Below are 24382 nucleotides of genomic sequence, written 5' to 3'. Positions count from 1 at the left end.
TGTGAAGAGAAAAGAATTGCTGATTATTATACCGGTCTACAATGAAGGAAAGAATATCCGCAAAGTGCTGACGGATCTTGAGCAGTTCAGTGATTGGGCGGATATTCTGATCATCAATGACGCTTCTACGGATTCGACGAACTGGATCGTGAAACAGATGCAGTATCCAATGATCTCACAGCCATTTAACATGGGATACGGGTGTGCGCTCCAGACAGGGTATAAGTGGGCGATCCGCAGGAATTATCAGTATGTGATTCAGATGGACGGAGACGGGCAGCATGATGTAAGCAATATCCCCCGCCTTTTTGCGAAGCTTAAGGAGAAGGATGAGAACGGGAACTGCCCGGATATTGTGCTTGGTGCAAGGTTCATGAAAGACAGCGGTGAGTTCCCGGTTTCCTTGCCTAAGAAGATCGTATATTCTATGTTCCGGTTTGTGATATACAAGATCACGGGTAATCGGATCTCAGATCCGACCACCGGTCTGCAGGGCCTTAATCGAAAAGCATTTCTCTATTATTCGAAATACAATCATTTTGATGACAAGTATCCGGATGCCAATATGCTTGCGCTGATGATGCTGATCAAGTTCCAGGTGGTGGAGATCCCGGCGGTGATGCATATGCGTAAAGAGGGCAAGAGTATGCATTCCGGGCTTAGCCCCTTCTGGTATATGTTCCGGGTGTGCTACAGCATCCTGATCGTATTGTTCCAGGTCAAGGTGCTGAAGATGGATACGGGGGTTGGACTTAAGAGTGCGGATAAGATATAGAGACGGCAGAAGGTTCGTCAGGGCAGAATTGAAGGAGAGCAGCGAGTCGTTGGGGAATCCTGGATGCGGATGGTATCATGTCTATACATTTGCGGCGAAGCCGCCGGCAGATGGGCGACCGGTAGAGGAAGAAACATGGCTTGACGGAGAATGCCGGAAGGAACAGCTTGCGTTGGCGCTGATTGATATTGGTTCTTATCGAACCGGGGCAATTTCCCAAGAGGCGCTTACCCATATTGAAGAGATCTTCCGGTTCTTCCGGCGGGAAGGGAAGCAGATGATCCTGCGTTTTGCCTATGATATCCGAGGGGAGGCGCGGGTCACGGAGCCTTCGGATATTGCGTTGGTGAGACGGCACATGGAGCAGCTTGGCGGTATCATCGGCGGATATGAGAGAGATATCCTGGTGATACAGGGAATCCTGGTCGGAAACTGGGGCGAGATGCACGGTTCCCGGTTTCTTGATGAAGCGTCGATATGCGGTCTTGCCCGTACTTGGTATCAGGTTACGAAAGGGCGATGTTATCTTGCGGTGCGCACACCGGCCCAGTGGCGTAAAATTGTGGAGAATAAAGAGATGGAATGCGGGATAGAAGAGCGGCTTGCTCTCTTTAACGATGGAATCTTCGGTTCTTCCTCAGATCTGGGAACCTATGGCGGGGCGGAACTTGACGGTGCGGATGTGGCCGGCAGATGGGCGCCTTCGGAGGAGCTTCGCTGGCAGGAACAGCGAATGGACGGTCTTCCTAACGGCGGGGAAGCGCTTCCGGGTTCTGAGAAGATCGGTTACCGTGAGGCATCGGAGAGGATGGAGAGAATGCACTTATCCTATCTGAACAGTATTTATCATCAAGAGCGGTTAAATGAATGGAAGAGGGAGACAGTTACTGCCGGCTGTTTTGCAGGAGTCAGCGGTTATGATTATATCGGCCGCCGTCTTGGATATCGATTTGTCGTCCGGGATGCGGAAAAGAAGAGCGGCAGGCTTAAGATTACTGTGGAGAATTGCGGGTTCGCCAGTCTATGTGAAGAAGCAGACTGTTGTCTGGTAACGGAAGAGGATGGAAGAGAGACCGACTGTATGCGGATACCTACGGATGCCAGACATTGGAGAAGCGGGCAGAAAGTCAGCCTATATGTCAGCCTGCCTCAAAGGAAGAACCAAGGAGGATGCCTTAGAGTCTTCCTTTGTCTGAAGAGAAGTTCTGACGGCAGGAGCATACGATTCGCCAATGCGGGCGCCGGGACGCGGATTCTGCTCGGAGAGATCAAAGAGTGTCCGGAGATTTAAGGCGGCGATTGGACAGCCGTATTCTTCTTGAGATGCTGCTTCATTGGCAAGGGATACTGTGAAGCCGGTGACGGGGTCGGAGACCTTCAGATATAGTTCGTAGCTTCCAGCAGGGTAGCTGTGAAGATCCAGCGGGATCTCAAGCTGGTTCGTGATCCCGGGAATCCAAGCGCGTGTATCAGTCTGTATTGGTTCTTGGTATATCTCCTGTGTGTCGGTATGTCTCAATAGCAGAGAGACGTCAAAGGGGCGGTAGCAGGGGGAGAATCCTACATTCTCCAGAGTAACAGTCAGCACAGCGTTCTTCTTCATGGGATGCTCGTGTGAGAAATCAGAGTCACGGATCACATAACGATATCCCAGATGCGCGGAGATGTAATGAAGACCGTTCATTCCGTTATAAGGAGAATCTTCGGTGCAGGTGCTGGCCTGCCATTTGTCCAGTACATTCTTATCATAGCTGCGGTTCAGATAGGACACATGGGAGGAGCGTAAGTCCGCGGAGGCGGCCTCAAAGTCGTTGTAGGGATTGTCGATGACTACCTCGCCGCCGTTGGGAACATAGTTACACAACTGATTCTGGAAGGCAATCTCTTCTGTACGGGTGAGCTTCCCGGTGAGCGGGATGGAGTCAGGATCATTCGGATCCCAGTAGGTGTCAAGATCTGTGCTGGATCCAAGCATCCCGTCGTTGAAAAGACCGAGACGCGACGGCAGGGAAGCGGCAAAGGCCTGGCCGGATGTAAGCGGTTCGGGAGAGCCGGAAAGGGTGCGCCATTGCTTCGGCGTCCGGACGGACAGAAAGATATCTTCTGAAACAACGGAGTCAAGGTGACGGATGAGGGTGAGCATTTGCTCATAGCCTTCATAGTTGGAGCCGTGCATCTCTCCCCAGGAGCCAATGAAAAGTCCCTGGAGGATATAGACGCAGTCGGTGTACTGGTTCACAACCTCGGCAGTCTGTGTCATATGTGTAAGGATCTGATCGAGACTTCCAGGTTCCCGTTCGCGGGCATTGCCGTCCCAGTCGTAGAGGAAGCGCACGATCAGCTGTCTCCCGGTGGATCGCCATGCGGCAAGCAGTTCATCTAAGGCTTGAAGGGCGGAGTCGCTAAGCGGAGAAGCCGCATAATTCTGCAGGTTGATTTCCAGAAGCTCAAGCCCCGGCTTATATACCATGCTTCGGATCGTGGACAGATCCGCGGACGCGGTATCAGAAAGAGTATAGCGATGGATCTCATACCATCCGATATAAGGATTGGAGATCTCGGCGGCGGATTCCGCATAGGTATCAGCCTGATAGTCAGTAAAACGTAAATTTGTGTATAGAAACCATGTTCCTGCGGCCAGGACGGCGCATAACACAAGGAGGATGGCTGTAAGCAGTTTTTTTGTTCTCATATATTGTGATTCCCTGTCTTTGTAAGATTGATCCGGGCAGATAGCCGTATAATGGAGTATACCATATAGAAGAGGATTTTGCCAGGGGGATCAGGAAGGAAGTGTTCTATGAAAAAGATATCGGTAATTACTCCTATGTATAATGGAGAGGCTTACATCAGGCAGTGCATCCGGTCTGTACAGGATCAGAGCGAACAGAATTGGGAGATGATCATTATTGACGACGGTTCAACGGACCGGGGGCCGTTAATCTGCGAGGAATTGAGCCGGGAGGATGACAGGATCCGGCTGTACAGACAGAAGAACGGGGGCGTCTCAAGTGCGCGCAACAAAGGGCTGGATCTGGCGGAAGGAGAATACGTCTTCTTCCTGGACAGTGATGATATGATCCATCCCCGGCTGCTTAAGGAGATGGTAAAGCAGGCGCAAGGGTATGGCTGCGAGTTGGTATTCTGCGGGTATACATGCATCACGGGATGCCCGGATGGGGAGACATGCAATGAGAATGTTCTGCGCTGGCAGACAGCAGGGGAGAAAGAAGTCAAGGAGTGGTTTCATAAGAAATATACCAATGAGATGTCAGGAATCGGCGGGAAGCTGATTGAAAGAGACGCCGTTAAAACGCTTCGGTTTGACGAGAGACTGTCAAACGGTGAGGATACATATTTTCTGTATCAGTTAGTTTGTAAGGGGATCTGCTCGGCCTATACTTCCAGCGGATGGTATTATTACCGGATGCATCAGGAGAGCGTGACGCATTCTGCGGATATAAGAAAGGCTGACAGATATTATGAGTGCAGCAGACGGATCCGGGACAGTGAGTACAGAAGGGGGAATCTTGACTATGCCCTGACCTGGGAGGTCCTCCTTACCGGACAGATCGAGAAGAATCATGCCGCGCAGAGAGGGAATCGCGGGATTGCTGCTGCGGAGAGAAAGCATCCTATGTTCAGAAGGATGTATCTGAGTAATCAAGTCTTGTTTTACAGTTGTTTCTATTGTTATCCGTTGTATGTGATCCTGAAGCGGGTCATGGTAATCCTGCAGGATGACCTTCATATCTATTCTATGAAGGATGTGAGAGAAGCCTTCTGCCGGATATCGGGAAGGAAAGGAGATTCAAGGATGAAGAGGGAAATTGCGGATGTAGGGATCCTGACATTCCACTGCTCGAATAACTATGGAGCCATGCTGCAGGCTTATGGGCTTAAGCGCTATCTGCAAAGCAGGCGGATCCGGACGGATATTGTCCGCTATGAACCGGTGTATATGACAGGGCGGCACTGGTGGATCCCCTACTCGCCTATCAAGGGGGTTAAGGGAAGGATCTGGGGAGTGCTGAATATGTGGAACGGATTCCTTGCCCATATGCGTATGAGAGAGGATTTCTCAAGGCAGCGCAGGAATATGAACCGTTTCCGTTTCCGGCATCTGGTCGATAAGAGGAAGCATCGGGTACTGTTTGAGAGAGGGCTTACAAGACTGCCTTACCGATACTATGTGGTGGGAAGCGATCAGATCTGGAACCCGCATATTACCTGCGGACTCCGCAGAGCGTATTTCGGTGCATTCGGGAATAAGCAGAAGAAAAGAGTGATCGCCTATGCTGCAAGCTTCGGCAGTTCAGAGCTGGATTCTAAATACGACAGGGAATTCTCGGAACTGATCGGGCATGTGGACGCGGTCTCGGTTCGGGAAGAGGCGGCTGTCCCCTATGTGGAGAGACTTAGCGGCAGGGAGGTTACCGCAGTCTTAGATCCGGTGTTCTTCCTTGAGAAGGAAGACTGGCGGAAGGTGGAGACGGAGCCGGAGAGGGAAGGATTCATCTTCCTGTATATTACGGAGAAGAATGAGGCGATGGCGGAATACGCCAGACGGCTGTCCCATGAGACCGGACTTCCGGTGGTAGAGGTGCGGGCGACGATGATCGGAGCGGATGCGGACTTTGAGGTGGATCACAGGGCAGGACCTTCGGAATTCTTAGGGTATATAGATAAAGCGGACTATGTGGTGTCGAATTCCTTCCACGCGGTAGCGTTCTGTATCATTTACCGGAAACGGTTCCTGGCGTTTGCGCACAGTAATCTGGGCGCGAGGGTCAGAAATATCCTTAAGATCCACGGGCTTTTGGAGAAGTTATATGAACTTAACGGTAACAGCGCGGTCGATTGGCAGAGGGCAAGGGAGCAGATGGAAACGCCGGTGGACTGGGACGAGGTGAGAAGGAAGACGAAGGAGCAGACGAAGCTTGCGGGAGACTTCCTGATGAAGAATATCGTTGGACAGAACCGCTGTATATAGGCAGCGGCGGACTAGGAGGAGAGGGATGGAATTATACACGAGCAAAGAAGGGTGCTGCGGGTGCGGAGCCTGTATGGCCGTCTGCCCCGCAGCCGCTATCCATATGGTATGGGATCGGGAGGGATTCTTATATCCCCGTGTAGATCAGGAGAAATGTATTGACTGCAAGCGGTGCGAGAAGGTCTGCCCGCTGAAACAGGAAGAACAGACGGAGCAGGAGCGCTTATATCTGGGCGTGCAGGCAAGGGATGACGCCATCCGGCATACAAGCTCGTCCGGAGGAATGTTCCAGATTCTGGCGGAGTATGTATTCAGGCGGCAGGGCGTAGTCTTCGGTGCGGCGTATACGGAGGATATGAGGGTGGTACACCGGGAAGCCCGTGATCGGGAGGGACTTGCGAGACTTAAGCGGACGAAGTATGTCCAGAGTAACTTAAGAGGCGTATACCAGAGGATTGAGGCATATCTTAAGAAGGATCGGTGGGTGTTGTTCTGCGGAACGCCCTGCCAGGCACACGCCCTTAGGCTGTATCTGAATCAATCTTACGACAAGCTCCTAACGGCAGATCTGGTCTGCTATGGAGTACCCTCCCCCGGCATCTGGAAGTCTTATATAAGATATCTGGAGCACAAGAAGCGGGGGAAGATGACGGATTTCTCATTCCGGGATAAGCGCAACAGGGACAACGGGCATGTCTGCTCCTATGTGATAGACGGAAGCGAATATGCGGAGGAACTGAACCGCAATTTTTACTGCAGGATGTATTTTGCTGATGACACAGTGCGTCCTTCTTGTTATAATTGTAAGTATTGTGTGCCGGAGAGGGGCAGTGACTTTACGATCGGTGATTTCTGGGGCATTGAGAAGGTGAAGCCGGAGATGGATGACGGGATGGGTACTTCCATGGTGATCGTCCACACAGAGAAGGGAAAAAAAGTCTGGAACGCTGTAAAAGGAGAGACGGCCTGGTTTGCCTGCAAGAAGGAGGAGGTGCTTCAGCCGAGGCTTCTTACTCCTACGGCTGTTGCGAAGAATCGAGGTTATTTTATGATGTTGTATAGGATGTTGCCATTTCCCGTGTTTGCAAAACTGTTTTTATTGAGTTCAGCGGTCGAAGGGATTTTAAGGAGGGTTAGGAGATGCAACGGATAGTTAGAGGACTGCAATTGTATGAAAGGAAATTATATTGCAGAAGAAAGAAAAACAGATTAAAAAACAAAGATTTTTCAATTATAGCTTCTAATTGCAATGGTACTTTTATGTATTATGATATGAGAATTCGTTATTTGACACCGACGGTGAATCTTGTGATTGAGATGAATGATTTTGTTAAACTGGCAGAGAATCTGGAAGCGTATATGGAGAAGGAGATTGTAAAATTAGAAAGTGATGTGCCGTATCCAACCGGAATGCTGGATGATATTAAAATTATGTTTATGCATTATCCTACATTTGAAGAGGGAGTAGAAAAGTGGAATGAGAGAAAAAAACGAATCAATTGGGAGAATTTATTTATCGTAGGAACAGAAAAGGATGGCTGTACTTATGAAACGATTCAGAGATTTGACCGGTTGCCTTATGAAAATAAGGTCATCTTTACCCACATTGAATATCCGGAATTTTCATCAGCATATTATATAGAAGGTTTTGAAGAAAGGGATGAGATTGGCGTGCTGACCAATTACAAGGAACAATTCTGGAAGAGACGGTATTTGGATGATTTCGATTATGTCAATTTCCTAAATAGCGGCAGACAGTTGAAATCGAAGGGGCAGCAGAGATGTTAGAGATGTTCAGGTATTTGACGGGAGTGTTGGAGAAGAAGGAGCAGCGGACGTGGAAAATGCTTCTGTTCGCCGGACTGTTAAGTCCTGTGGTGGATGTATTCAGCTTCTCAGTGATCATCTATGTGATCAATATCGTGGTACGGGCGAATCAGGCTTCCCCCCGGCTGATCTCATTTACACTCTTTATGGTGATCCTGTCGCTTCTGAAAGCCTTCTTTGAATTGTATAAATGTAAGATATCTAACCGGTTCATTTACAACGGCGCGCAGAAATTGTCGCTTAAGATCTACGAGCAGCTTATCAAGGAGGACTTAAGCGAGCATAACAAGAAGAGTGCGATGCAGGCGCTTACAATGGTGCGCAACGATACCACGAGCTGTATCCAGATCATCGTGGACTGTATCGGAATCTGGGTCAATGGCATCACCATGGCAGGCTATGGGGTGGTACTGATCTATGTGTCCAAATGGATCGGTGTTGTAAGCAGTCTGATTTTGGCGGCGGTTATGGCGCTTGTGTTCCTGCGGACGCGGGCTCAGATGATCGCCTATGGAGAGAAGAGCAGAGCCTATGCCATCAAGGCGAATTCACAGATCACGATCGCATTTGGGTCATTTAAGGAGATGAAGATGGATGACCGTTCGGCATTTGTCCTGTCCAAATATCAGGATGCCAGCAGCGGTTATGCAAAGGTGCAGGGAGAGTATAGGTATAAGATCGACAGTATCAGCGTCATCATGCAGAATTCTATTATGGCGGCGATGTTCACCGTGCTTGCCATCATTCTATTGGTGGGATCTAATCTGGCAGCGATCCTGGCACCTATGGTCGTGTATATCACGGCGCTGGTTCGGATGCTTCCCATGGCATACAGTGTGTTAAGCGGACTGAATAATGTGGAATTCGCCAAGAAGCCCTATGCGTCTTTGAGAGAAAGTATTGCCGGATATGAGAGGATCAAGGAAGAAGAGCGGAGATCCGAAGGGATCCGCAAGAAGAAGCTGACCTTCAAGGAAGGTTTATCGGTGAGGGATCTGACTTTCGGTTACGTGGAGGGAAGGAAGATCTTCGATGATGCTTCCATAGATATCCCGGTTGGGTGTTCCATTGCCGTTATCGGAGCTTCGGGTGCGGGGAAGACCACATTCCTGGATCTGATCCTGGGGTTATTGAAGCCTCAGGGAGGGCATGTATTCTATGATGATTATGATATTGTGGCTCATAGGGATTCCCAAGGACCCTGCAGGGCCAGTATGGGAGAACTGGTATGTTATATCCCCCAGACAGTCTATTTGAACGGCGAGACGGTTCGGAACAATGTGGCGTTCTTCGAGGATGAGAACCAGATAGATGATGCGAGAGTGGAAGAATGCTTAAGATGCGCCCAGATCTGGGAGGATGTTGCCCGAATGCCGGATGGAGTCCACACGCTGATCGGGGAGAACGGGACGGCGATCTCAGGGGGACAGCGGCAGAGGGTTGCCCTTGCAAGGGCGCTATACAAGGACTTTGAGCTTCTGGTCATGGATGAGGCGACGGCGGCTCTTGATATGGAGACGGAGAGGGCTGTGATCGACTCGATTCGCCAGGTGAAGGGGAATAAGACGCTTCTGATGGTGACGCATCATATGAGCCTTGCAAATGAGTGTGATGTGGTCTATAAGATCGAGAACCAGAAGATCGTGCAGGTGAAATAATCGGCGGCGAAAAGAATGAATGGAAAGGATGCTCACAGATGAAAAGTTCATGGATTGTTAAGATTGCCTGTTCTGCACTGGTAATCTGTATGGTATGTCTGTTGTACATACAGGCGGGAAAGGTTGTGATAGAAGAGAAGGTATTAACGAAGAGAGACATAGACCAGGAACTCAGGGGAGTATGGGTGTCTACAGTGGTGAACTTAGATTATCCTGTCACTCCGACTACCGTTTCGGAACAGTTGAAGTACCAAGCGGATACGATACTTGAGGATGTGGATGAGAGCGGTTTTAACGCGGTGTTCCTGCAGGTGCGTCCTTGTTCGGATGCGTTTTACAAGTCGGCTTTCTATCCATGGAGCAGTTTCCTGACCGGACAGCAGGGGACGGCGCCAGATTCTGAATTCGATCCGCTGGCTTACTGGGTGGAGAAGGCGCATGAAAGGAATATAGAGCTGCATGCATGGCTCAATCCCTACCGGATCGCCAGGAATCAGAACGAGTGGGACGGTCTGGCTGAAGCATCTCCTGCCAGACAGCATCCTGACTGGGTGATCCAGTACGGGGCCGGATATTATTTTGACCCGGCGCTTCCGGAGGTGCGCCAGCTTGTAATCGACGGTGCGCTGGAGATCGTTCAGAATTATGAGGTTGACGGGATCCATCTGGATGATTATTTTTATCCGGGGTCGAATTTTAACGATATCGATTCTTATAATAAGTATGGGAAGGATTTTCCGGATATCGGCGACTGGCGGAGAGACAACGTGAATACTCTGGTGAAGAGCCTGGATGAAAAGCTTCATGAAGCTGATCCGGAGATTGAATTCGGTATCAGTCCGACGGGAGTGTGGGCCAGCGATTACATGAATCCGGAGGGAAGCGCTACAATCAGTGATTATTCCTCTTATTATGTGTTATTTGCAGATTCCAGAGAATGGGTGAGAGAAGGCTGGGTAGATTATCTTGTGCCGCAGCTCTACTGGGCGAGCGGAGATGAGTGGGCGGATTTCACGGTGCTGCTTGAGTGGTGGACGGAAGTGTTCAAGGAAGCGGACCGGGACGATGTGGAGTTATTTATCGGACTTGCGGATTATAAGACGGTAGAGGAAGGAAGCGAGGCCGGCAGTCCGTGGTACGGCGGCAGGGAGCTTGCGGCTCAGATGGAGGCTTGCAAGGAGAATGCGAAGGTTGGCGGGACGATACATTTCCGTTATCGGTTTACTGCTGACAGCCCGGATATTCAGCGGGTGCTGAAGGATGCGTATCCGGACAGAGAGCAGGAGGAGAGTGCGGAATAATGCAGAAGGACTTCTTGAGAAAGTAAAAGGAGACGGATAATGAGTCAGAAAAACTTTGGATTAGAGGGTGGCAGGGTATCAATAGTTACACCTGTATATAACGGAGAAACGCATCTTGCGAAGATGTTGGATTCGGTGTTGGCACAGGATTATCCCCAGATCGAGATGATCCTGGTAGATGATGGCTCTGAGGACAGAACCATCCAGATTGCCAGGGACTATCGGGAGAAATTCGTCGGCAGGGGATACGAATACCGGATCGTACAGGCGGAGCATAAGAATGCTTCTGCGGCTATCAACCAGGGATTACCATATGTGACCGGAGAATACCTGATCTGGCCGGACAGTGATGATGTGCTGAAGCCGGAGTCGGTGAGCAGACGGGCAGCATATCTGTGTGCGCATCCGGATATTCAGTGTGTACGGTCCTTGTCCTATTATTATGATGCCGTTACCGGCGAGCGCAGCGAGAAAGCAGATGAGCAGAGAGGGGATCTTGCGAATACGGATCTCTTCTGGGATATCTTGGAATCGAAGACCTTCGTCTGCTGCGGGTGCTATATGCTGCGGACGGCAGAGTTCTTCGATATTTATCCGGACCGCCGGATTCCGGAGTATGGCGTGGGACAGAATTTCCAGATGCTTCTGCCCTTCATGTACCGGTATGCCTGCCCGACGATCCGGGAGGAGTTATACGGAGTTTCTATCCGAAGCGGCAGCCACTCAAGGACTGCGCTTACCCGGGCGCAGGAGGAGAAGAAGTACAGTGATTATGAGAAGCTGGTGGATGAGATCGCGAAGATCTGTGGGATCAGGGACCAGCAGTCCCTTAAACGGATCGCCTGCTGGAAGGCAGGACGCAGATATAAAATCGCGCTGAAATACGGGCGTAAGAAGCAGGCGCTCCGTGCACTGTGCCTGCTGCGTAAGTACGGGGGATTCCATCTTACGGAAGCCTTGAAGGAGATTATCTGGCTGTATTTTGTAAATGAGTGGGTGGAGGAGAAGGTCTATCCGGTCTATCAGCGGCTCGTCTCCTTATTTTCAAGATAGATATAACTGATCCGGCTGATCATATGTACGGCCGGATAACACCGAAACCGGAAGAAGCATACAAGAATCTTCCTTGGCAGGATCCCGTTTCTCAGATTGTATTTCATAGCCTCTCGATAGATCTTGTTCTTCTGCATCCTGACGCATAATCTGCAGTTCTCACGGTATGATCTGGTACTGTGAGGGCTGAAGATTCCATGGATCAGGACATAGGTCAGGTTCTCCAGTGAATAGGAGTAATAGGCATTCTCAAAGCATGAAAAAGCAGAACATTTCTCAAGGAGTTCTTTTATCTGTCTTTGTAATCGTATATGGTTTTCCCAAAGCTTGGGGTTGAAGCTTCGTGATGAGGAGCCCTGACGCATGTCATAATGATAGACGGGCTTTGGGATATAGGCACAGGAATCGGCTCTCAACTGGTATGCCAGATTAAAGAGCAGATCTTCCCCGATGGTGATATCCCGGGAGAATCGGATTGAATATTGTTCTATGACGGATTTTCTGTATGCTCTTGCACAGGGGGTGCGGAAATCTGTGTTACCGTCTTTTATCAGTTTCTCTGGTACGAGAATCCTTCGGATCAGTTCGTGCATATCTTCCTTCCCATAATATATAACGGAAAAGTCTGAATCTTCTGTAACAGCATCTTCTGCAGCATTTTCCCCAGAACCTTCAAAATCAAACAGCAGCAGATCCTTGTCCTGGTACTTGGCGCAGGCAGTCATCTCCAGGAAATCACTGGAAATATAGTCGTCGGAATCAATAAAGATGATCCAGTCGCCCCGGCATACACGAAGCCCAAGGTTCCGCGCGGCACAGACGCCCTGGTTCTCCTGGCTGATCAGTGTGATGCGGCTGTCCTGTTCCTTATACTTGCGGCAGATATCGAGACTTTGGTCGGTGGAACCGTCATTGACCAACAAGAGTTCGAAATCTGTGTATGTGGAACTTAAAACAGAATTAATACAGCGACTTAAATATTTTTCAGTATTGTATACGGGAACGATAACAGAAATCATGAGGTTTATCCTTTCTATCATTTGCAGTGATAAGCGTTTTCTATCATAATAGTATAAATAAAGGAAATGTGCAACAATTTCAGATGTGTATGCTTGAATGAGGGGGAATCCTTATGATATACTTGGGATATAGTTGATAAGGGGGCCATGAATATGTTTACATTCATAGTGACATGTTATAATCAGGCGGATGTGATCTTATATGCGTTGGAGAGCATCCGATATCAGATCGAGAGCTTTGGAGGGGATCAGAAGTTCCAACTGATCGTAACGGACGATGCCTCGACGGACGGAAGCCAGGAAGTGATCAGGCAGTGGATCAGCAGGAACCGGGGATTATTTGCGAAGACAGGCAAGATCTTCCGGGAGAAGAATCTGGGTATATGCCAGAACTATGTGGACGCGTTAAAGCATGCGGCGGGGAAACGGTTCATGGTATTGAATGGAGATGATCTGCTGGCGCCAGATAACATGTTCGAGATTACGGACAAACTAAAGGATCACGATATCGTATGTACGGCTTTTATCAAATTCACTGGTTCCGGGGAGATGATATCATCCCATAATACATATCTGGAGGTGGTATTGCAGGAAATCATCGCAAGGAGCTGCTTGCACCGGTCAATCAAGCTTGGATGTCCCATTATGGGAACGGCAGTATTATATAGGAAATCCTTGTTGACAGAAGGGGTCTATGATTTTATCCTGAGATATCGGACGGTCAATGACCGGGCATGTTTACAGAAGATTATGGAGGAACATGCAGATATCCGTGTCTGCTATGTGAACCGCCCCATAGTCCTATACCGGATCTCGGAGCATTCCATCTCGAATTTCCACAGTCCGACCAGGCTGCTGCACAACAGGGAGATCGCCAAGCTGTGCAGGGCCGCGAAGGCATCGGAATCCTCGGCCTGGCATCGGATGATGCTTTCCTGGCAGGAGAAGTCGGCGTATGTGCGGACGAGTTCGAATTATATCGTAAGGCTCTTAAGATTCCTGTCGCCTTATTATTTCATCATGCTGTGGCTGTATGTGCGCAACTACGGCGAGATCAAGAAGCTGGAGCGGCAGTTGATCGATCCAAACTGGGTCAACTGCCGGGACCATTATAAGAAGATCAAGACGAATGTGAAGAAGTATCTGAACTGGCAAGACTAAGTTATTTGCCGAATTAAGCTGTCTGCCGGTTCTGTGAGATTACCAGGGCCACCCCAAGGATCACGGCGGCGAACAATAACTGCATACCATAGTCAGTGAGGAGTGAGACGGTCTGTGCGAGGCTTAAGCTCTGATTGTCCGCCAGAAGTTTATTCGCCAGTTCATACCAGTATACGGGGAGGAACTGTGCGAAGGTTCGGACTCCTTTGCCAAGAATGTCAAGGTCGACGAATACGCCGCATAAGAAGGACATTCCAAGGGAGATGACATTGACAACGGCGCTGATCAGTTCGTTGCGGCTGATCAGAGTGCTCACCAGGAAGGCAAGGGACAGGGCTACCAGCGTCATCAGGAAACTGTTCACCAGGTAATACGGCATATTCGGATCATTTACAAAGTCCTCCCTATATAACAGGAACGGCATGAGGGTGCAGATGAGCCAGACGATGATGCCCACCAGAACGTATCCAAGCACCAACTGGTGATTCTGTCTGCGGACGGGGATTGCCGAGCACATCATCCGCCTCTTCACATCCGGGTTGTGGAACGCGATCATGATCGAGCCTAAGGAGTAGCAGAGGATGGAGATCAGGATGTAGGGGATGAACTGGAACATGACTGCATGCAGAGGTTGTTCCCCGCCGAATCCATTCTTGTCAAGCATCGTCACCTGTGCGGTATCCTTACTGTTGTCGATCACCTCTGCGATGGCGTCTGCAAGGGAGAATCCGCTGGCTGCCATGACCCGAACGTCATTTAGAAATGTATTGATCTGCTGGTCCACGTAGAATCCGCTGTTGCTGCCCGGAATCTTGGTGACCGGCAGCAGTTCTTCTCCGTACAGGCATCTGTCTTCAAAATCCTCCGGAATGGTTACGATATAATAAACCTCCCGATAGAACATGCGGTCCTGGATCACGGAAGGATCGTCGGGAAGGTCTACCAGCGTGTGGTACTGTGCGAGGTAGTCGGCAAGTCCTCTGGCAAGCTTACCGCCGTCCCGGTCGATCACGGCGATATTAAGGCTCTCCTGCGCAAATCCGCTCTGATTGCCTCCCGTCATCTTCTGCACTGAGATGGCAATGGTCAGAAAGATCGCGATATACAGGAACATCATATGGATATTCCGTTTGGTGATGAGTAGAAATCCTTTAAATACTGTCATAGCGTTCCCTCCTTATACCTAAGAATGCGACTGTCAGCAGGCATACACACATCAGTGCAAGAATCAGCAGGCATCTGGTAAAACGTTCGGTGTCGTTGTAGATACCCAGGCAGTAGAATGCGTCGCTTAAGACGGCGGCCGGGTTGATGCGGTTGATGATGGGGCAGCGCAGTTCGATGATATTCTTCATATTTCCAAACATCAGACCGGCGAGGAATCCGGGAAACAGGGTGAATAAGACGGATATGCCCATCTTCATCCCAAGAGACATCCGGGTCAGGCAGCCGATGGCGATACCCATGCAGACTCCGATCATGCTTCCCATGAAATCCACCAACAGAAGGGCGCCGAGGTCGTCCCCCAGGCTGATTTCAAGTACCCTGGTAACATATAGGCACAGGATCAGGATGTTGAAGAAATGAATCACAAAGAGCACACCCATATCTACGAGGACCAGTGTAAGCTTGTGGGTCGGCGTGATACTGCGTCTTGCGCCAAGTGCGGTCAAGTTCGCCTGACCGTCAAGGCTTGACTTGACGCCCAGGAAAATGCCGGAGAGACAGGCATAGGCCACCAGCGCGAAGAAATACTGGACGTCCGGATTCAGATCTTTGCCTGCAAGCGACACCGCTTCGGTAGTCTGACGATAATCTTCTAAAGCGGCAACGGCATTCGGAAGATTCTCCGGGTGTGTCATGGCAATCTTCCTGAACATGGCGGCATTCTGATTATAGCTCTCAAGCAGAGAGGTCAGGATGCTTTCATTGAGCCCGTTCTTGGCAACGGTAAGGGAAGGTTCTTCTCTGATATAGTAGATTCCTGCAATCTCTTCTTCATTCAGGGCGTCTAAGGCCTCTGTCTCTTTGGAAATGTCCTGGATATCAAGCATCTCTTCTTCCATCATTGCGAGGTAGGATTCAAAGGCACGGGCGTTTTCCGAGGAAGTATCTTCCCGGAGCACGGCAACCTTGATCACATCCCACGCAGAATCACCGGTGGCCTCAAGCCCGACGTGGCCGAACGACAGGTAGAAGAGAGTACCAAGTATGATGGGAAAAGCCAGCGCCCAGAACATAGCGGAGTAATCTCGTATGATCTGCAGGAAACGATATTTGAACAAATGTAACATCTTATCTTCCCTCCTTAATCTCTTAATTCCTTGCCGGTGATCTCAAGGAAGACATCATTGAGTGTCGGCAGTTCTGAGAAGACGCGGCCGAAGCTTATGTCATGCTCCTTGAGGAAATTCAAGATGCGCACCAGATTGTGTCTGGCGGTGCTAAGCCGGATCTTCAATATTCTGTCTTCATAAGTTAAGTCAAAGACGTGGGGGAGGCCGCGGACCGCGGCAAGCAGCGTGTCGTCCAATTCTATGGCTTCAATGGTAATGGTCTCTCCGGTCTTGATCATCTGTTTCAGTTCCTCGGTGGTTCCTGTCGCCAGCACGCGGCCATGGTCGATGATAGCGATCCTGGAACAGATCTGCTCCACCTCATCCATATAGTGGGAAGTGTAGATAATGGTAGAACCCTGCCGGTTAAGCTCGACGATCCCTTCTAAGATCTTGTTGCGGCTCTGGGGGTCGACGGCAACGGTAGGCTCATCCATGATGATCAGCCTTGGTTTGTGGACGATGCCGCAGGCAATGTTAAGCCGCCGAAGCAGACCGCCTGAGAGCTTCTTGGGGCGCATCTTCCGGTAATCCGTAAGTCCGGTAAATGCGATGGCCTCTTCCACAAGGCTCTGGCGCTTCGCCTTGTCCCTGATGTAGAGTCCGCAGAAGTAGTCGATATTTTCCTGGACGGACATCTGTTCAAATACGGCGACATTCTGCATGACTACGCCGATCTGTTTCTTGATATCATAGCTGTCAGGCTGCATGTTCCTGCCAAAAACGGTGATGCTGCCTTTGTCGTATTTTAACAGGGCAAGCATGCAGTTGATCGCCGTCGTCTTGCCGGAGCCGTTAGGCCCTAAGAGCCCGAAGATCTCGCCCTCCTGTATGGAAAGTGTCAGATGGTCAAGTGCCACTAAATCCTGGTATCTCTTCACCAGATTCTCTATTCGTATCATATCAGATGAACTCATAAAATTGCCTCCTTTCAGGTTCATACTTGTAGTATAAAGAATTGAAGTATATAATGGTAGTGCCAAGTGTCAGAAGATGATGTGACATTTGTAATAGATGTGAGAATGCGATAGTAATATCGTGAAGGAAATGGTGCGTATATGAAAACGGAGGAGGAAAGAGGCATGAAACGCGTGGTGGATCAGGCCGTGTTATGGATCTACTGTCTGATGGCGGCAATCCTTGTGACGGTGGATATTCCCTTTGTGGCCGCGGCGCTTGGGGCGCTTCTGTATGCCTGCGCCGATTGTCTCATGAAACCGGCGCTTCATCCGGTCAGGATCCGCAGATGCCTGGCCTGGTTTCTGCTTGGGTCTGCGTTGGTGTGTCCGAAGCTGTTTCTTTTTACCCCGCTGGTATTATATGGCATACTGGAAGAACGCCGTTATCTGATGGCAGTGCTCTTGGGAGCGGGGAGTCTCTTTTCCTTTGCTTCGAATCCGGAAGCCGTCTGCTTTGCCGGAGTGGGCTGCCTGATCGCGGGACTTATGCAGTACCAGACGAGAGAGTATATTCTGATGGAGGAGAGATACAGGAGGACCAGAGATGACGGTGTGGAGAAGAATCTGCTGCTCCGGGAGAAGAATCAGAGTATCCTTAAGAACCAGGATTATGAGATCTATACGGCGACGCTTCGGGAACGGAACCGGATCGCCCGTGAGATCCACGACAATGTGGGCCATATGCTGTCCCGTGCGATCCTGATGGTGGGCGCAATGAAGACGGTACACGGGGAAGGAAACCTTAAGGAGCCGCTGGGGCAGCTTAATGAGACCTTGAATGCGGCGATGACCAGTGTGCGGGAGAGTGTTCATGACCTTCACGACGAATCGATCAATCTTCGGGAGGTCTTAGAGAGTCTGGTGAAGGATTTCACCTTCTGCCGGGCGCAGCTTGCGTATGATATGGGCTATGATGTGCCCAGGGAGATCCGGTATGGATTCATCGCCATAGTGAAGGAAGCCCTGCACAATGTGGCAAAACACAGCGATGCCACATGGGTGCGGGTTACGGCAAGGGAGCATCCGGGGCTGTATCAGCTGATCGTGGAGGATAACGGATCGGCGGCACCGGACAGACTTCGTTCAACCAATCAAGGGATGGCGGATCTGGAAGCGGATAGGGGCTGGAAGGCAGAGTCGGACAGAGGGATCGGGCTTTGTAACATGCAGGACCGGGTGGATGCCTTCGGCGGGCATCTTGAGATCCGTTCGGACCGGGGATGGAGGATCTATATTACGGTACCCAAAGAAGAAAGGAGAATTCAGTGAAGATAGTAGTTGTGGATGATGATGTGCTGGTTGCCAGTGCTTTGAAGACGATCTTGGAAGCCGGGGAGGATGTCAAGGTTGCCGCGACGGGTCAGGATGGCAGCGAGGCATTGGAGCTGTATCGGCAATATAAGCCGGATGTGCTGCTGATGGACATTCGGATGCAGGAGGTAAGCGGGCTTGATGCTGCGAAGGAGATCCTCTCGGAATATCCAGAGGCGAGGATTCTGCTTCTGACCACATTTTCCGATGATGAATATATCGTGAAGGCATTAAAATACGGTGTAAAGGGCTATCTGCTTAAACAGGATTATACCAGTATCCTCCCGGCGCTTAAGGCAGTCTGCACTGGTCAGACGGTATTCGGTACAGAGATCATATCCCGGATTCCGGGGCTTTTTAAGGAGGAGAAGGGAGTCGACTGGAAGGAATATGAGATCAGCGAGAAAGAACTTAAGGTCATATCTCTGGTGGCGGAGGGGCTAAGCAATAAGGAGATTGCAGGAGAGCTGTTCTTAAGCGAGGGGACGGTGCGCAATTATATCAGTAATATCCTGGATAAGACGGGGCTTCGGGACCGTACCCAGTTAGCGGTCCATTACCTGAATGCGGCAAGGTGACATTGCCTGTTACGGCCGATTACAGATTTGGAAAAAGGTATTGATTATACTATGGTTCAGGTAGTACAATAATAATAGAAAATAATAAAGAAGGAGATAAGTTTATGAAAGTAGTTGCAACAGAAAAAGCGCCTAAGGCGTTGGGACCATATTCACAGGGGTATGTACACAATGGGATCTTTTATTCGGCAGGACAGATTCCGATCAATCCGGCAACGGATGCGATCGAGGCAGAGACCATCGAGGAACAGGCAGACCAGGTGTGCAGGAACTTGGGCGCAGTGTTAGAGGCAGCAGGCACTTCCTATGAGAATGTGCTTAAGACCACCTGTTTCCTGGCGGATATGGGGGATTTTGCGGCGTTCAATGAAGTGTATGCGAAGTATTTCACATCCAAGCCGGCGAGAAGCTGCGTGGCGGTAAAGACTCTGCCGAAGAATGTGAAGTGTGAGATTGAATTGATTGCGGCGGTGAACGAGTAAGATCAAAGGAGGCAGGAATTATGTCAGAAGAACAGCAGCAGAACGGCTGCACATCATCGGACTGCGCCGGATGTGCCCATGCAGGGACATGCAGCAGCAAGCCGGCGGATATGAGGCAGCCGGCGAATGCATTTTCACATATTAAGAAGGTGATCGCCGTTGTCAGCGGCAAGGGCGGAGTAGGCAAGTCTATGGTGACGGCGTCACTTGCACGTATGATGCGGGAGCAGGGATTCGCGGTCGGTATTCTGGATGCGGATGTGACAGGGCCGTCCGTTCCGAAGATGTACGGGATCCACGATAAGGCTAAGGGAGACGAGGCCGGGATCTTCCCATGTGAGGCGAAGGACGGCACGAAGATCATGTCGGTGAACCTCCTTCTTGAGAATGAGTCCGACCCGGTAATCTGGAGAGGCCCGGTGATCGCAGGGGTGGTTACTCAGTTCTGGACAGACGTTATGTGGGGAGACCTGGATTATCTATTTGTGGACATGCCGCCCGGAACCGGGGATGTGCCGCTTACGGTGTTCCAGTCTCTTCCGGTGGACGGTGTAGTGATCGTGACATCTCCGCAGGATCTGGTTCAGATGATCGTGAAGAAGGCTTATAATATGGCGAAGGCCATGAATATTCCGGTGCTTGGGATCGTTGAGAATTATAGTTATCTGGTATGTCCGGACTGCGGTAAGAAGATCTCTGTGTTCGGGGAGAGTCATATCGACCAGGCTGCAGAGGAACTTGGGATTCCGGTGTTAGGCAAGATGCCGATCGATGCGGGGCTTGCCAGGGCTGTGGAAGAAGAGCGGTTCCATGAGATCAGCAACGAGTATCTGAGTGCGGCGGTGAATAAGATATAAGTATAGCACCAATCCGGACAATATCGAGCGCTGTGAGGATATGGCAAAAGTTCTGCCGCAGATGCATTTCCATACAGCGGCGCTGACAGAGGTGTCTTCGAAGCTTATGGAGATGGGCAGATATGACAATGTGAGCCTGTATCCGGGGTGAGGGCAGTGATTCTTGATGAATTATACTACAAAAGAAAGCTTCGGCAGATCTGCCGAAGTTTTCTTTTGCAGGAGAAGATAGTTATTCTTTTATTTCATCTACTTCAGTCAGATTTACGCCTAAAGAATTTAACAATGCTTTTAAAAGTATATAATCTTTTTTTAAGTCAGCGTATGTTTCAGGGGCATTTTCTTTTCTTGCCAGAAACATACGTCGCTGCACTTTTGCAAAATCTTCAAGACTGCTTTTAATGATTTCACCGTTATTCACAGCAATTGCCTCCCTTCTGTCCAATGTGCAAGTATTGTCTTGTGGTGTCCAAACTCATGTCCTCATCGCTTTTTTATAAGTGCCGTTCATTTGGTATTTTCATTATATCAATCAGTGATTGTGGTGTAAAGCTTTTATTTCATTGTCAAGGTACTTTGTAGGAGAAGAAGGGGAGAAAAGGTGATGAAACAAAAGCTTTACACTATAGCTGCGGATTGATATAATGAAAGTACCAAAGTAAACGGCGCTTTAAAAATGAGGTGAAAATATGCCAGGTGAAAAAGAATTAAACGTTAATCTTTTTGAAAGGTTGGATTTATTAGATCGATTAGAGAGGGTGGCGAAAAAGGCAAATTGTGAACCGGTTTTACAGGAAATCGAATTTGAACGTAAGCTAATAGAGCGCAAGCTTTATCAGACACCGCCATTAACAGGCAATGAATGACAACCACAGAGAGAACAGAGAAAGCTTCGGCAGAGGAGAATCCGCTGAAGCTTTCTTTACAGGAAGCTTTCTTTACAGGAAGATATCGAGGATGTGTTAGAAGATTGGATAGAAAGCAGGAATATGCAGAGAAAATCAGAAGGAAGAGAATGTAAGCTGCGGTGGACAGAGCAGATGATATTGATCATAATTGCGGTGATTATCCTGCCGCTGATGATAGTGATCGGTGTTTTGTGGAATTCTATGTCACAGACATTTGAAGAACAGGCTGAGACACTGGTCGAATATAAATTGAAGGAAAGTACAGAGTTTTTAGAGCATCGTATAGACTCTATCTATAGCATAATGTACCAGATGATCACGGACCAGAGTATCCGGAGCAGTTGTTGGGCTATGGCCAGGCAGAGCAATGTAGCACAGGAAAAAAGCAGGATGCATCAACGGTTTATTGAATTTGTTTCACAGAGTGATTATTTGTAGCTGTCGGAACGGTTCATTTTGCGAAGAATCTGACACGTTGGATGGAGATACATCACAAGTTATTGATTATTGGATCACAGTAGGAGATACACCGGCAAAATTGATTGAGAAATATACGGCGGTCACAGGAAGACCGTGCAAATTCCCGCATTTTGCATCGGGTTTTTGGCAATCCAAGCTGCGTTATCGTACGCAGAAGGAGGTAATTTCGGTTGCGCGGGAGTATAAAAGGAGAAAAGAAGACGGCTTGCGGACATGCAGTTCGTGCCTTATATCTTTATTCGGCGATGGCCGATGTGGGATATGAATGCCAGGATGAAACACTGATAGGGGTCTGCCGGGAACTGTTTGACAACATTGCCGAAAGGCAGATGTTCATAACCGGTTCTGTAGGAGCGGCGGCAGATGGAGAATGCTTTACCTGCGATTATGACCTTCCGAATAACTATAATTATTCGGAGACGTGTGCGTCTGTTGCGCTGGCGCTTTTCTCACTGCGTATGATGCAGATCGACCGGAAGGGCAAATATGCAGACGTCTTTGAAAGAGCTCTTTATAATACGATATTAGGAGGTATGGCGTTATCAGGAACAGGATTCTTTTATGTGAATCCGCTGGAGGTGGTGCCGGAACATTTAAAGGCGAACCGGACCTTACATCATGTACTCCCCAAACGCCGTCCGTGGCTTGGAGTAGCGTGTTGTCCGCCGAATATCGCGAGAACATTAACGTCGTTGGCGCAATATATCTATGCAATAGATGACAGTGCAGTGTATGTTAATTTGTTTGTGTCGAATAAGGCTGAGTTAAAGCTGGGGAAGAAATCGGTCGGTATAACAATGCAGACCAGGTATCCTTATGAGGATGAAGTCGTAATTGAGATCGTGAATACGCAGAATGCGGTATTTACCCTTGCAATTCGTGAGCCGGGATGGGGAAAGATCCGTTTACTTACAATGAATGGCAACAGTTTGGAACCAATGTCATTTACTTAACGAGAATTCGGATATTATGTCCGAATTCTTTTTTTCTACCAGTAACCCAAATTTTTTAATTATTACTTGACAAGTACCTCAAAATGTGCGGCCTTTTTCTGATTACTCAGAAAAAGGCCAATTAATCAGGAACTGTTTATTCATTATTTACTTTCACCTGATTAAGGAGGTACTTTTATGAAATACGCTGATGTTGTCAAAGCAATGCTGCTCGCTTCCATCCATGAGCTTGCTGCCAATCCCCAAAATTATGCTCTTCATCCCGGTAAAGACTTTTCGCGTAATCGAAAACTGGGATTCAAACATCTTCTCCTTATGCTCCTGACTATGGAAGCTGACTGTATTAAGGAAGAACTTTACCGCTTTTTTGGACGTTCTACGGATGCTCCTTCAAAAGCTGCCTTTTATAAACAACGCAAAAAGATTAAAAATGATGCCTTTAGAAGCCTTCTCGTTTCTTTTACTCAAAAGTGTAAAAAGAAGTTGTTTAAAGGCAAATATTCCTTAGTCGCTTGTGATGGTTCTGCGGCCGATATTTTCAGGAATCCGGATGATCCGGATACTTTCTTTGAACCAAATGGAAAGTCCACCAGAGGATTTAACCAAATCCATATCAATGCTTTCTTTTCTGTTCTGGACAAAAAGTTTACGGATCTCTTCATCCAGCCTTCCCGGAAACGCAATGAATACAGCGCATTCTGCCAGATGGTTGACCGTTCCGAAGCAGATACCCCTGTCATTTATTTGTGTGACAGAGGCTATGCCTCTTATAACGCTTTTGCACATGTAATTGAAAATGGGCAGTTCTTTCTCATACGCTGTACCGATGCCAAGACGGAAAAAATTCTGGGGGTTCCTTTAAATGGCGTCAGGCAGCTTGATTATCATGTGGACCGTATTTTATCCAGATCACATTCTAAGAAAAAACGGCTTCATCCTGAACTGGAAGAACAATACCGGTTTGTGTGCCAGGATGTCCCTATGGATTATATTACACAGGACCATCCCGAATACAGACTGTCCCTGCGCATCATCAGGATTGAATTATCGGAGGGCTGTTACGAAAATCTGATCACAAATCTTCCGGATCTTGATTTCGATATCGATGATTTCAAGGACTTGTACCACCTAAGATGGAATGAGGAAACTTCTTTCCGTGACCTGAAATACCCATTGTGTCTCAAAGCATTTCATTCCAAAAAATATGAATACATTGTACAGGAAGTATGGGCAAGGGCAATCCTGTATAATTTTTGCTCGGAAATAGCTATGGCAGTAGAGCTCCCTGAAAAAAAGACGAAACATGTATATCAGGTTAACTATTCGGAAGCAATCAAAACATGCCGGGACTTTTTGAGAATACATGATGGGACAACAACATTAGACGTGGAGGGCCTGATCGCTCAGAATATCCTACCGGTCAGGCCCGGGCGAACCTTCGCACGCCAAGCAAGGTTCAAACTTCCAATCAGCTTCTGTTATCGAAACTAACAAAAACAGAGCTAAACATACTAAATATACCTCAAAATGAGACGAATGAAAATGATTTTTTTAATTTCATAAATTCGTCTTGTTGTTATGTCTTTCTATTGCCATAAATCCATACATTGCACCACAAAATCGGGAGTACTCCCCATTTTACAGCATTCCATCTGCATTTGGGAATAGAAATCCCCCCTCTTTTTCTTAAGTTGATAGAAAATCTGGTCGAAAACAACAGATCACATTATT

Annotated in this window: 23 protein-coding genes and 1 pseudogene; 18 read left to right on the top strand and 6 right to left on the bottom strand. The window is 48.8% G+C overall.

What is annotated here, in order from left to right:
- Position 1 precedes the first annotated feature (1 nt).
- Positions 2–775, top strand: coding sequence for a glycosyltransferase family 2 protein (locus VSQ62_RS17125; protein ID WP_334635997.1), 774 nt, complete (start codon positions 2–4; stop codon positions 773–775).
- A pseudogene (locus tag VSQ62_RS17120) lies at positions 759–1949 on the top strand (DUF4832 domain-containing protein); the annotation flags it as partial. The gene VSQ62_RS17125 and the pseudogene VSQ62_RS17120, both read left to right, overlap by 17 nt.
- On the opposite strand, the gene VSQ62_RS17115 reads toward VSQ62_RS17120, so the two are convergent.
- Positions 1908–3467 (bottom strand): DUF4832 domain-containing protein, encoded by a 1560-nt coding sequence (locus tag VSQ62_RS17115; RefSeq protein WP_334635996.1) that lies wholly within the window; start codon positions 3465–3467, stop codon positions 1908–1910. The pseudogene VSQ62_RS17120 and the gene VSQ62_RS17115 overlap by 42 nt on opposite strands.
- Positions 3468–3575: 108 nt before the next feature.
- Between VSQ62_RS17115 and VSQ62_RS17110 the strand changes: the two genes are divergently transcribed.
- From VSQ62_RS17110 to VSQ62_RS17085, 6 genes are read left to right on the top strand one after another with little or no spacing between them, the layout of a single operon-like run.
- Positions 3576–5768, top strand: a complete 2193-nt coding sequence (locus VSQ62_RS17110) for a glycosyltransferase (RefSeq protein ID WP_334635995.1) — start codon at positions 3576–3578, stop codon at positions 5766–5768.
- A 25-nt stretch (positions 5769–5793) separates the two neighbouring features.
- Positions 5794–6921, top strand: coding sequence for a Coenzyme F420 hydrogenase/dehydrogenase, beta subunit C-terminal domain (locus tag VSQ62_RS17105; protein WP_334635994.1), 1128 nt, complete (start codon positions 5794–5796; stop codon positions 6919–6921).
- Positions 6909–7556 (top strand): DUF1919 domain-containing protein, encoded by a 648-nt coding sequence (locus VSQ62_RS17100; protein ID WP_334635993.1) that lies wholly within the window; start codon positions 6909–6911, stop codon positions 7554–7556. The genes VSQ62_RS17105 and VSQ62_RS17100 overlap by 13 nt, the downstream gene beginning before the upstream one ends.
- Positions 7550–9253, top strand: coding sequence for an ABC transporter ATP-binding protein (locus VSQ62_RS17095; protein WP_334635992.1), 1704 nt, complete (start codon positions 7550–7552; stop codon positions 9251–9253). The genes VSQ62_RS17100 and VSQ62_RS17095 overlap by 7 nt, the downstream gene beginning before the upstream one ends.
- A gap of 38 nt (positions 9254–9291) precedes the next feature.
- On the top strand, positions 9292–10554 hold the full coding sequence (locus VSQ62_RS17090; RefSeq protein ID WP_334635991.1) for a glycoside hydrolase family 10-like protein: 1263 nt from the start codon (positions 9292–9294) through the stop codon (positions 10552–10554).
- Positions 10555–10593: 39 nt separating this feature from the next.
- On the top strand, positions 10594–11607 hold the full coding sequence (locus tag VSQ62_RS17085) for a glycosyltransferase family A protein (protein ID WP_334635990.1): 1014 nt from the start codon (positions 10594–10596) through the stop codon (positions 11605–11607).
- Here VSQ62_RS17085 and VSQ62_RS17080 read toward each other — a convergent pair.
- Entirely contained in the window at positions 11577–12704 is a 1128-nt protein-coding gene (locus VSQ62_RS17080) for a glycosyltransferase family 2 protein (protein WP_502957821.1), read from the bottom strand. The two genes, VSQ62_RS17085 and VSQ62_RS17080, sit on opposite strands and share 31 nt — an antisense overlap.
- Before the next feature lie 75 nt (positions 12705–12779).
- Here VSQ62_RS17080 and VSQ62_RS17075 point away from each other — a divergent pair, with 75 nt between their 5' ends.
- On the top strand, positions 12780–13787 hold the full coding sequence (locus tag VSQ62_RS17075; protein ID WP_334635988.1) for a glycosyltransferase: 1008 nt from the start codon (positions 12780–12782) through the stop codon (positions 13785–13787).
- 13 nt (positions 13788–13800) lie between these two features.
- On the opposite strand, the gene VSQ62_RS17070 is transcribed toward VSQ62_RS17075, so the two are convergent.
- The 3 genes from VSQ62_RS17070 to VSQ62_RS17060 are packed head-to-tail and all read right to left on the bottom strand — an operon-like array spanning position 13801 to position 17025.
- Positions 13801–14952 carry an ABC transporter permease gene (locus tag VSQ62_RS17070; protein ID WP_334635987.1) on the bottom strand — a complete coding sequence of 384 codons (1152 nt, stop codon included), beginning with the start codon at positions 14950–14952 and terminating at the stop codon, positions 13801–13803.
- Positions 14939–16081, bottom strand: coding sequence for an ABC transporter permease (locus tag VSQ62_RS17065; RefSeq protein ID WP_334635985.1), 1143 nt, complete (start codon positions 16079–16081; stop codon positions 14939–14941). Before VSQ62_RS17065 ends, VSQ62_RS17070 begins: the two co-directional genes overlap by 14 nt.
- Before the next feature lie 14 nt (positions 16082–16095).
- The gene (locus VSQ62_RS17060) at positions 16096–17025 is read right to left on the bottom strand and encodes an ABC transporter ATP-binding protein (protein ID WP_334637696.1); all 930 of its coding nucleotides are present in this window, start codon (positions 17023–17025) and stop codon (positions 16096–16098) included.
- 180 nt (positions 17026–17205) lie between these two features.
- On the opposite strand from VSQ62_RS17060, the gene VSQ62_RS17055 reads away from it, so the two are divergent.
- From VSQ62_RS17055 to VSQ62_RS32655, 5 genes are all read left to right on the top strand, one after another.
- Positions 17206–18351: a sensor histidine kinase gene (locus VSQ62_RS17055; RefSeq protein ID WP_334635984.1), complete on the top strand. Its 1146-nt coding sequence runs from the start codon at positions 17206–17208 to the stop codon at positions 18349–18351.
- Complete coding sequence (locus VSQ62_RS17050) at positions 18348–18971, top strand: response regulator (RefSeq protein ID WP_334635983.1); 624 nt, start codon at positions 18348–18350, stop codon at positions 18969–18971. Before VSQ62_RS17055 ends, VSQ62_RS17050 begins: the two co-directional genes overlap by 4 nt.
- 104 nt (positions 18972–19075) lie before the next feature.
- On the top strand, positions 19076–19453 hold the full coding sequence (locus tag VSQ62_RS17045; RefSeq protein WP_334635982.1) for a RidA family protein: 378 nt from the start codon (positions 19076–19078) through the stop codon (positions 19451–19453).
- A gap of 20 nt (positions 19454–19473) precedes the next feature.
- Positions 19474–20310, top strand: coding sequence for a P-loop NTPase (locus tag VSQ62_RS17040; RefSeq protein ID WP_334635981.1), 837 nt, complete (start codon positions 19474–19476; stop codon positions 20308–20310).
- Between the two features lie 40 nt (positions 20311–20350).
- Positions 20351–20461 carry a hypothetical protein gene (locus tag VSQ62_RS32655; RefSeq protein WP_502957760.1) on the top strand — a complete coding sequence of 37 codons (111 nt, stop codon included), beginning with the start codon at positions 20351–20353 and terminating at the stop codon, positions 20459–20461.
- A gap of 81 nt (positions 20462–20542) precedes the next feature.
- Here VSQ62_RS32655 and VSQ62_RS17035 read toward each other — a convergent pair whose 3' ends face one another.
- Positions 20543–20731, bottom strand: coding sequence for a hypothetical protein (locus tag VSQ62_RS17035; RefSeq protein ID WP_334635980.1), 189 nt, complete (start codon positions 20729–20731; stop codon positions 20543–20545).
- A 268-nt stretch (positions 20732–20999) separates the two neighbouring features.
- On the opposite strand from VSQ62_RS17035, the gene VSQ62_RS17030 reads away from it, so the two are divergent.
- The 4 genes from VSQ62_RS17030 to VSQ62_RS17015 all read left to right on the top strand — a co-directional run bounded on the left by VSQ62_RS17030 (position 21000) and on the right by VSQ62_RS17015 (position 24142).
- On the top strand, positions 21000–21176 hold the full coding sequence (locus VSQ62_RS17030; RefSeq protein WP_334635979.1) for a hypothetical protein: 177 nt from the start codon (positions 21000–21002) through the stop codon (positions 21174–21176).
- Between the two features lie 93 nt (positions 21177–21269).
- Entirely contained in the window at positions 21270–21656 is a 387-nt protein-coding gene (locus VSQ62_RS17025) for a hypothetical protein (protein ID WP_334635978.1), read from the top strand.
- Positions 21657–21868: 212 nt separating this feature from the next.
- On the top strand, positions 21869–22651 hold the full coding sequence (locus VSQ62_RS17020) for a beta-L-arabinofuranosidase domain-containing protein (protein WP_334635977.1): 783 nt from the start codon (positions 21869–21871) through the stop codon (positions 22649–22651).
- Between the two features lie 177 nt (positions 22652–22828).
- Positions 22829–24142, top strand: coding sequence for an IS4 family transposase (locus VSQ62_RS17015; RefSeq protein WP_334635976.1), 1314 nt, complete (start codon positions 22829–22831; stop codon positions 24140–24142).
- The last annotated feature ends 240 nt before the right edge of the window (positions 24143–24382 follow it).

The sequence above is a fragment of the Sporofaciens sp. JLR.KK001 genome, assembly GCF_036941055.1.
In the GTDB taxonomy this organism is placed as follows: Bacteria; Bacillota; Clostridia; order Lachnospirales; family Lachnospiraceae; genus Sporofaciens.
Note: the sequence above shows the minus strand (reverse complement) of the source record. Positions and strands in the feature narration are given on the sequence as shown.

Coding starts and splice junctions, on each gene's coding strand:
- VSQ62_RS17115 (WP_334635996.1), bottom strand. CDS start 3,467: ATGAGAACAAAAAAACTGCTTACAGCCATCCTCCTTGTGTTATGCGCC.
- VSQ62_RS17110 (WP_334635995.1), top strand. CDS start 3,576: ATGAAAAAGATATCGGTAATTACTCCTATGTATAATGGAGAGGCTTAC.
- VSQ62_RS17105 (WP_334635994.1), top strand. CDS start 5,794: ATGGAATTATACACGAGCAAAGAAGGGTGCTGCGGGTGCGGAGCCTGT.
- VSQ62_RS17100 (WP_334635993.1), top strand. CDS start 6,909: ATGCAACGGATAGTTAGAGGACTGCAATTGTATGAAAGGAAATTATAT.
- VSQ62_RS17095 (WP_334635992.1), top strand. CDS start 7,550: ATGTTAGAGATGTTCAGGTATTTGACGGGAGTGTTGGAGAAGAAGGAG.
- VSQ62_RS17090 (WP_334635991.1), top strand. CDS start 9,292: ATGAAAAGTTCATGGATTGTTAAGATTGCCTGTTCTGCACTGGTAATC.
- VSQ62_RS17085 (WP_334635990.1), top strand. CDS start 10,594: ATGAGTCAGAAAAACTTTGGATTAGAGGGTGGCAGGGTATCAATAGTT.
- VSQ62_RS17075 (WP_334635988.1), top strand. CDS start 12,780: ATGTTTACATTCATAGTGACATGTTATAATCAGGCGGATGTGATCTTA.
- VSQ62_RS17070 (WP_334635987.1), bottom strand. CDS start 14,952: ATGACAGTATTTAAAGGATTTCTACTCATCACCAAACGGAATATCCAT.
- VSQ62_RS17065 (WP_334635985.1), bottom strand. CDS start 16,081: ATGTTACATTTGTTCAAATATCGTTTCCTGCAGATCATACGAGATTAC.
- VSQ62_RS17060 (WP_334637696.1), bottom strand. CDS start 17,025: ATGATACGAATAGAGAATCTGGTGAAGAGATACCAGGATTTAGTGGCA.
- VSQ62_RS17055 (WP_334635984.1), top strand. CDS start 17,206: ATGAAACGCGTGGTGGATCAGGCCGTGTTATGGATCTACTGTCTGATG.
- VSQ62_RS17045 (WP_334635982.1), top strand. CDS start 19,076: ATGAAAGTAGTTGCAACAGAAAAAGCGCCTAAGGCGTTGGGACCATAT.
- VSQ62_RS17040 (WP_334635981.1), top strand. CDS start 19,474: ATGTCAGAAGAACAGCAGCAGAACGGCTGCACATCATCGGACTGCGCC.
- VSQ62_RS32655 (WP_502957760.1), top strand. CDS start 20,351: ATGGCAAAAGTTCTGCCGCAGATGCATTTCCATACAGCGGCGCTGACA.
- VSQ62_RS17030 (WP_334635979.1), top strand. CDS start 21,000: ATGCCAGGTGAAAAAGAATTAAACGTTAATCTTTTTGAAAGGTTGGAT.
- VSQ62_RS17015 (WP_334635976.1), top strand. CDS start 22,829: ATGAAATACGCTGATGTTGTCAAAGCAATGCTGCTCGCTTCCATCCAT.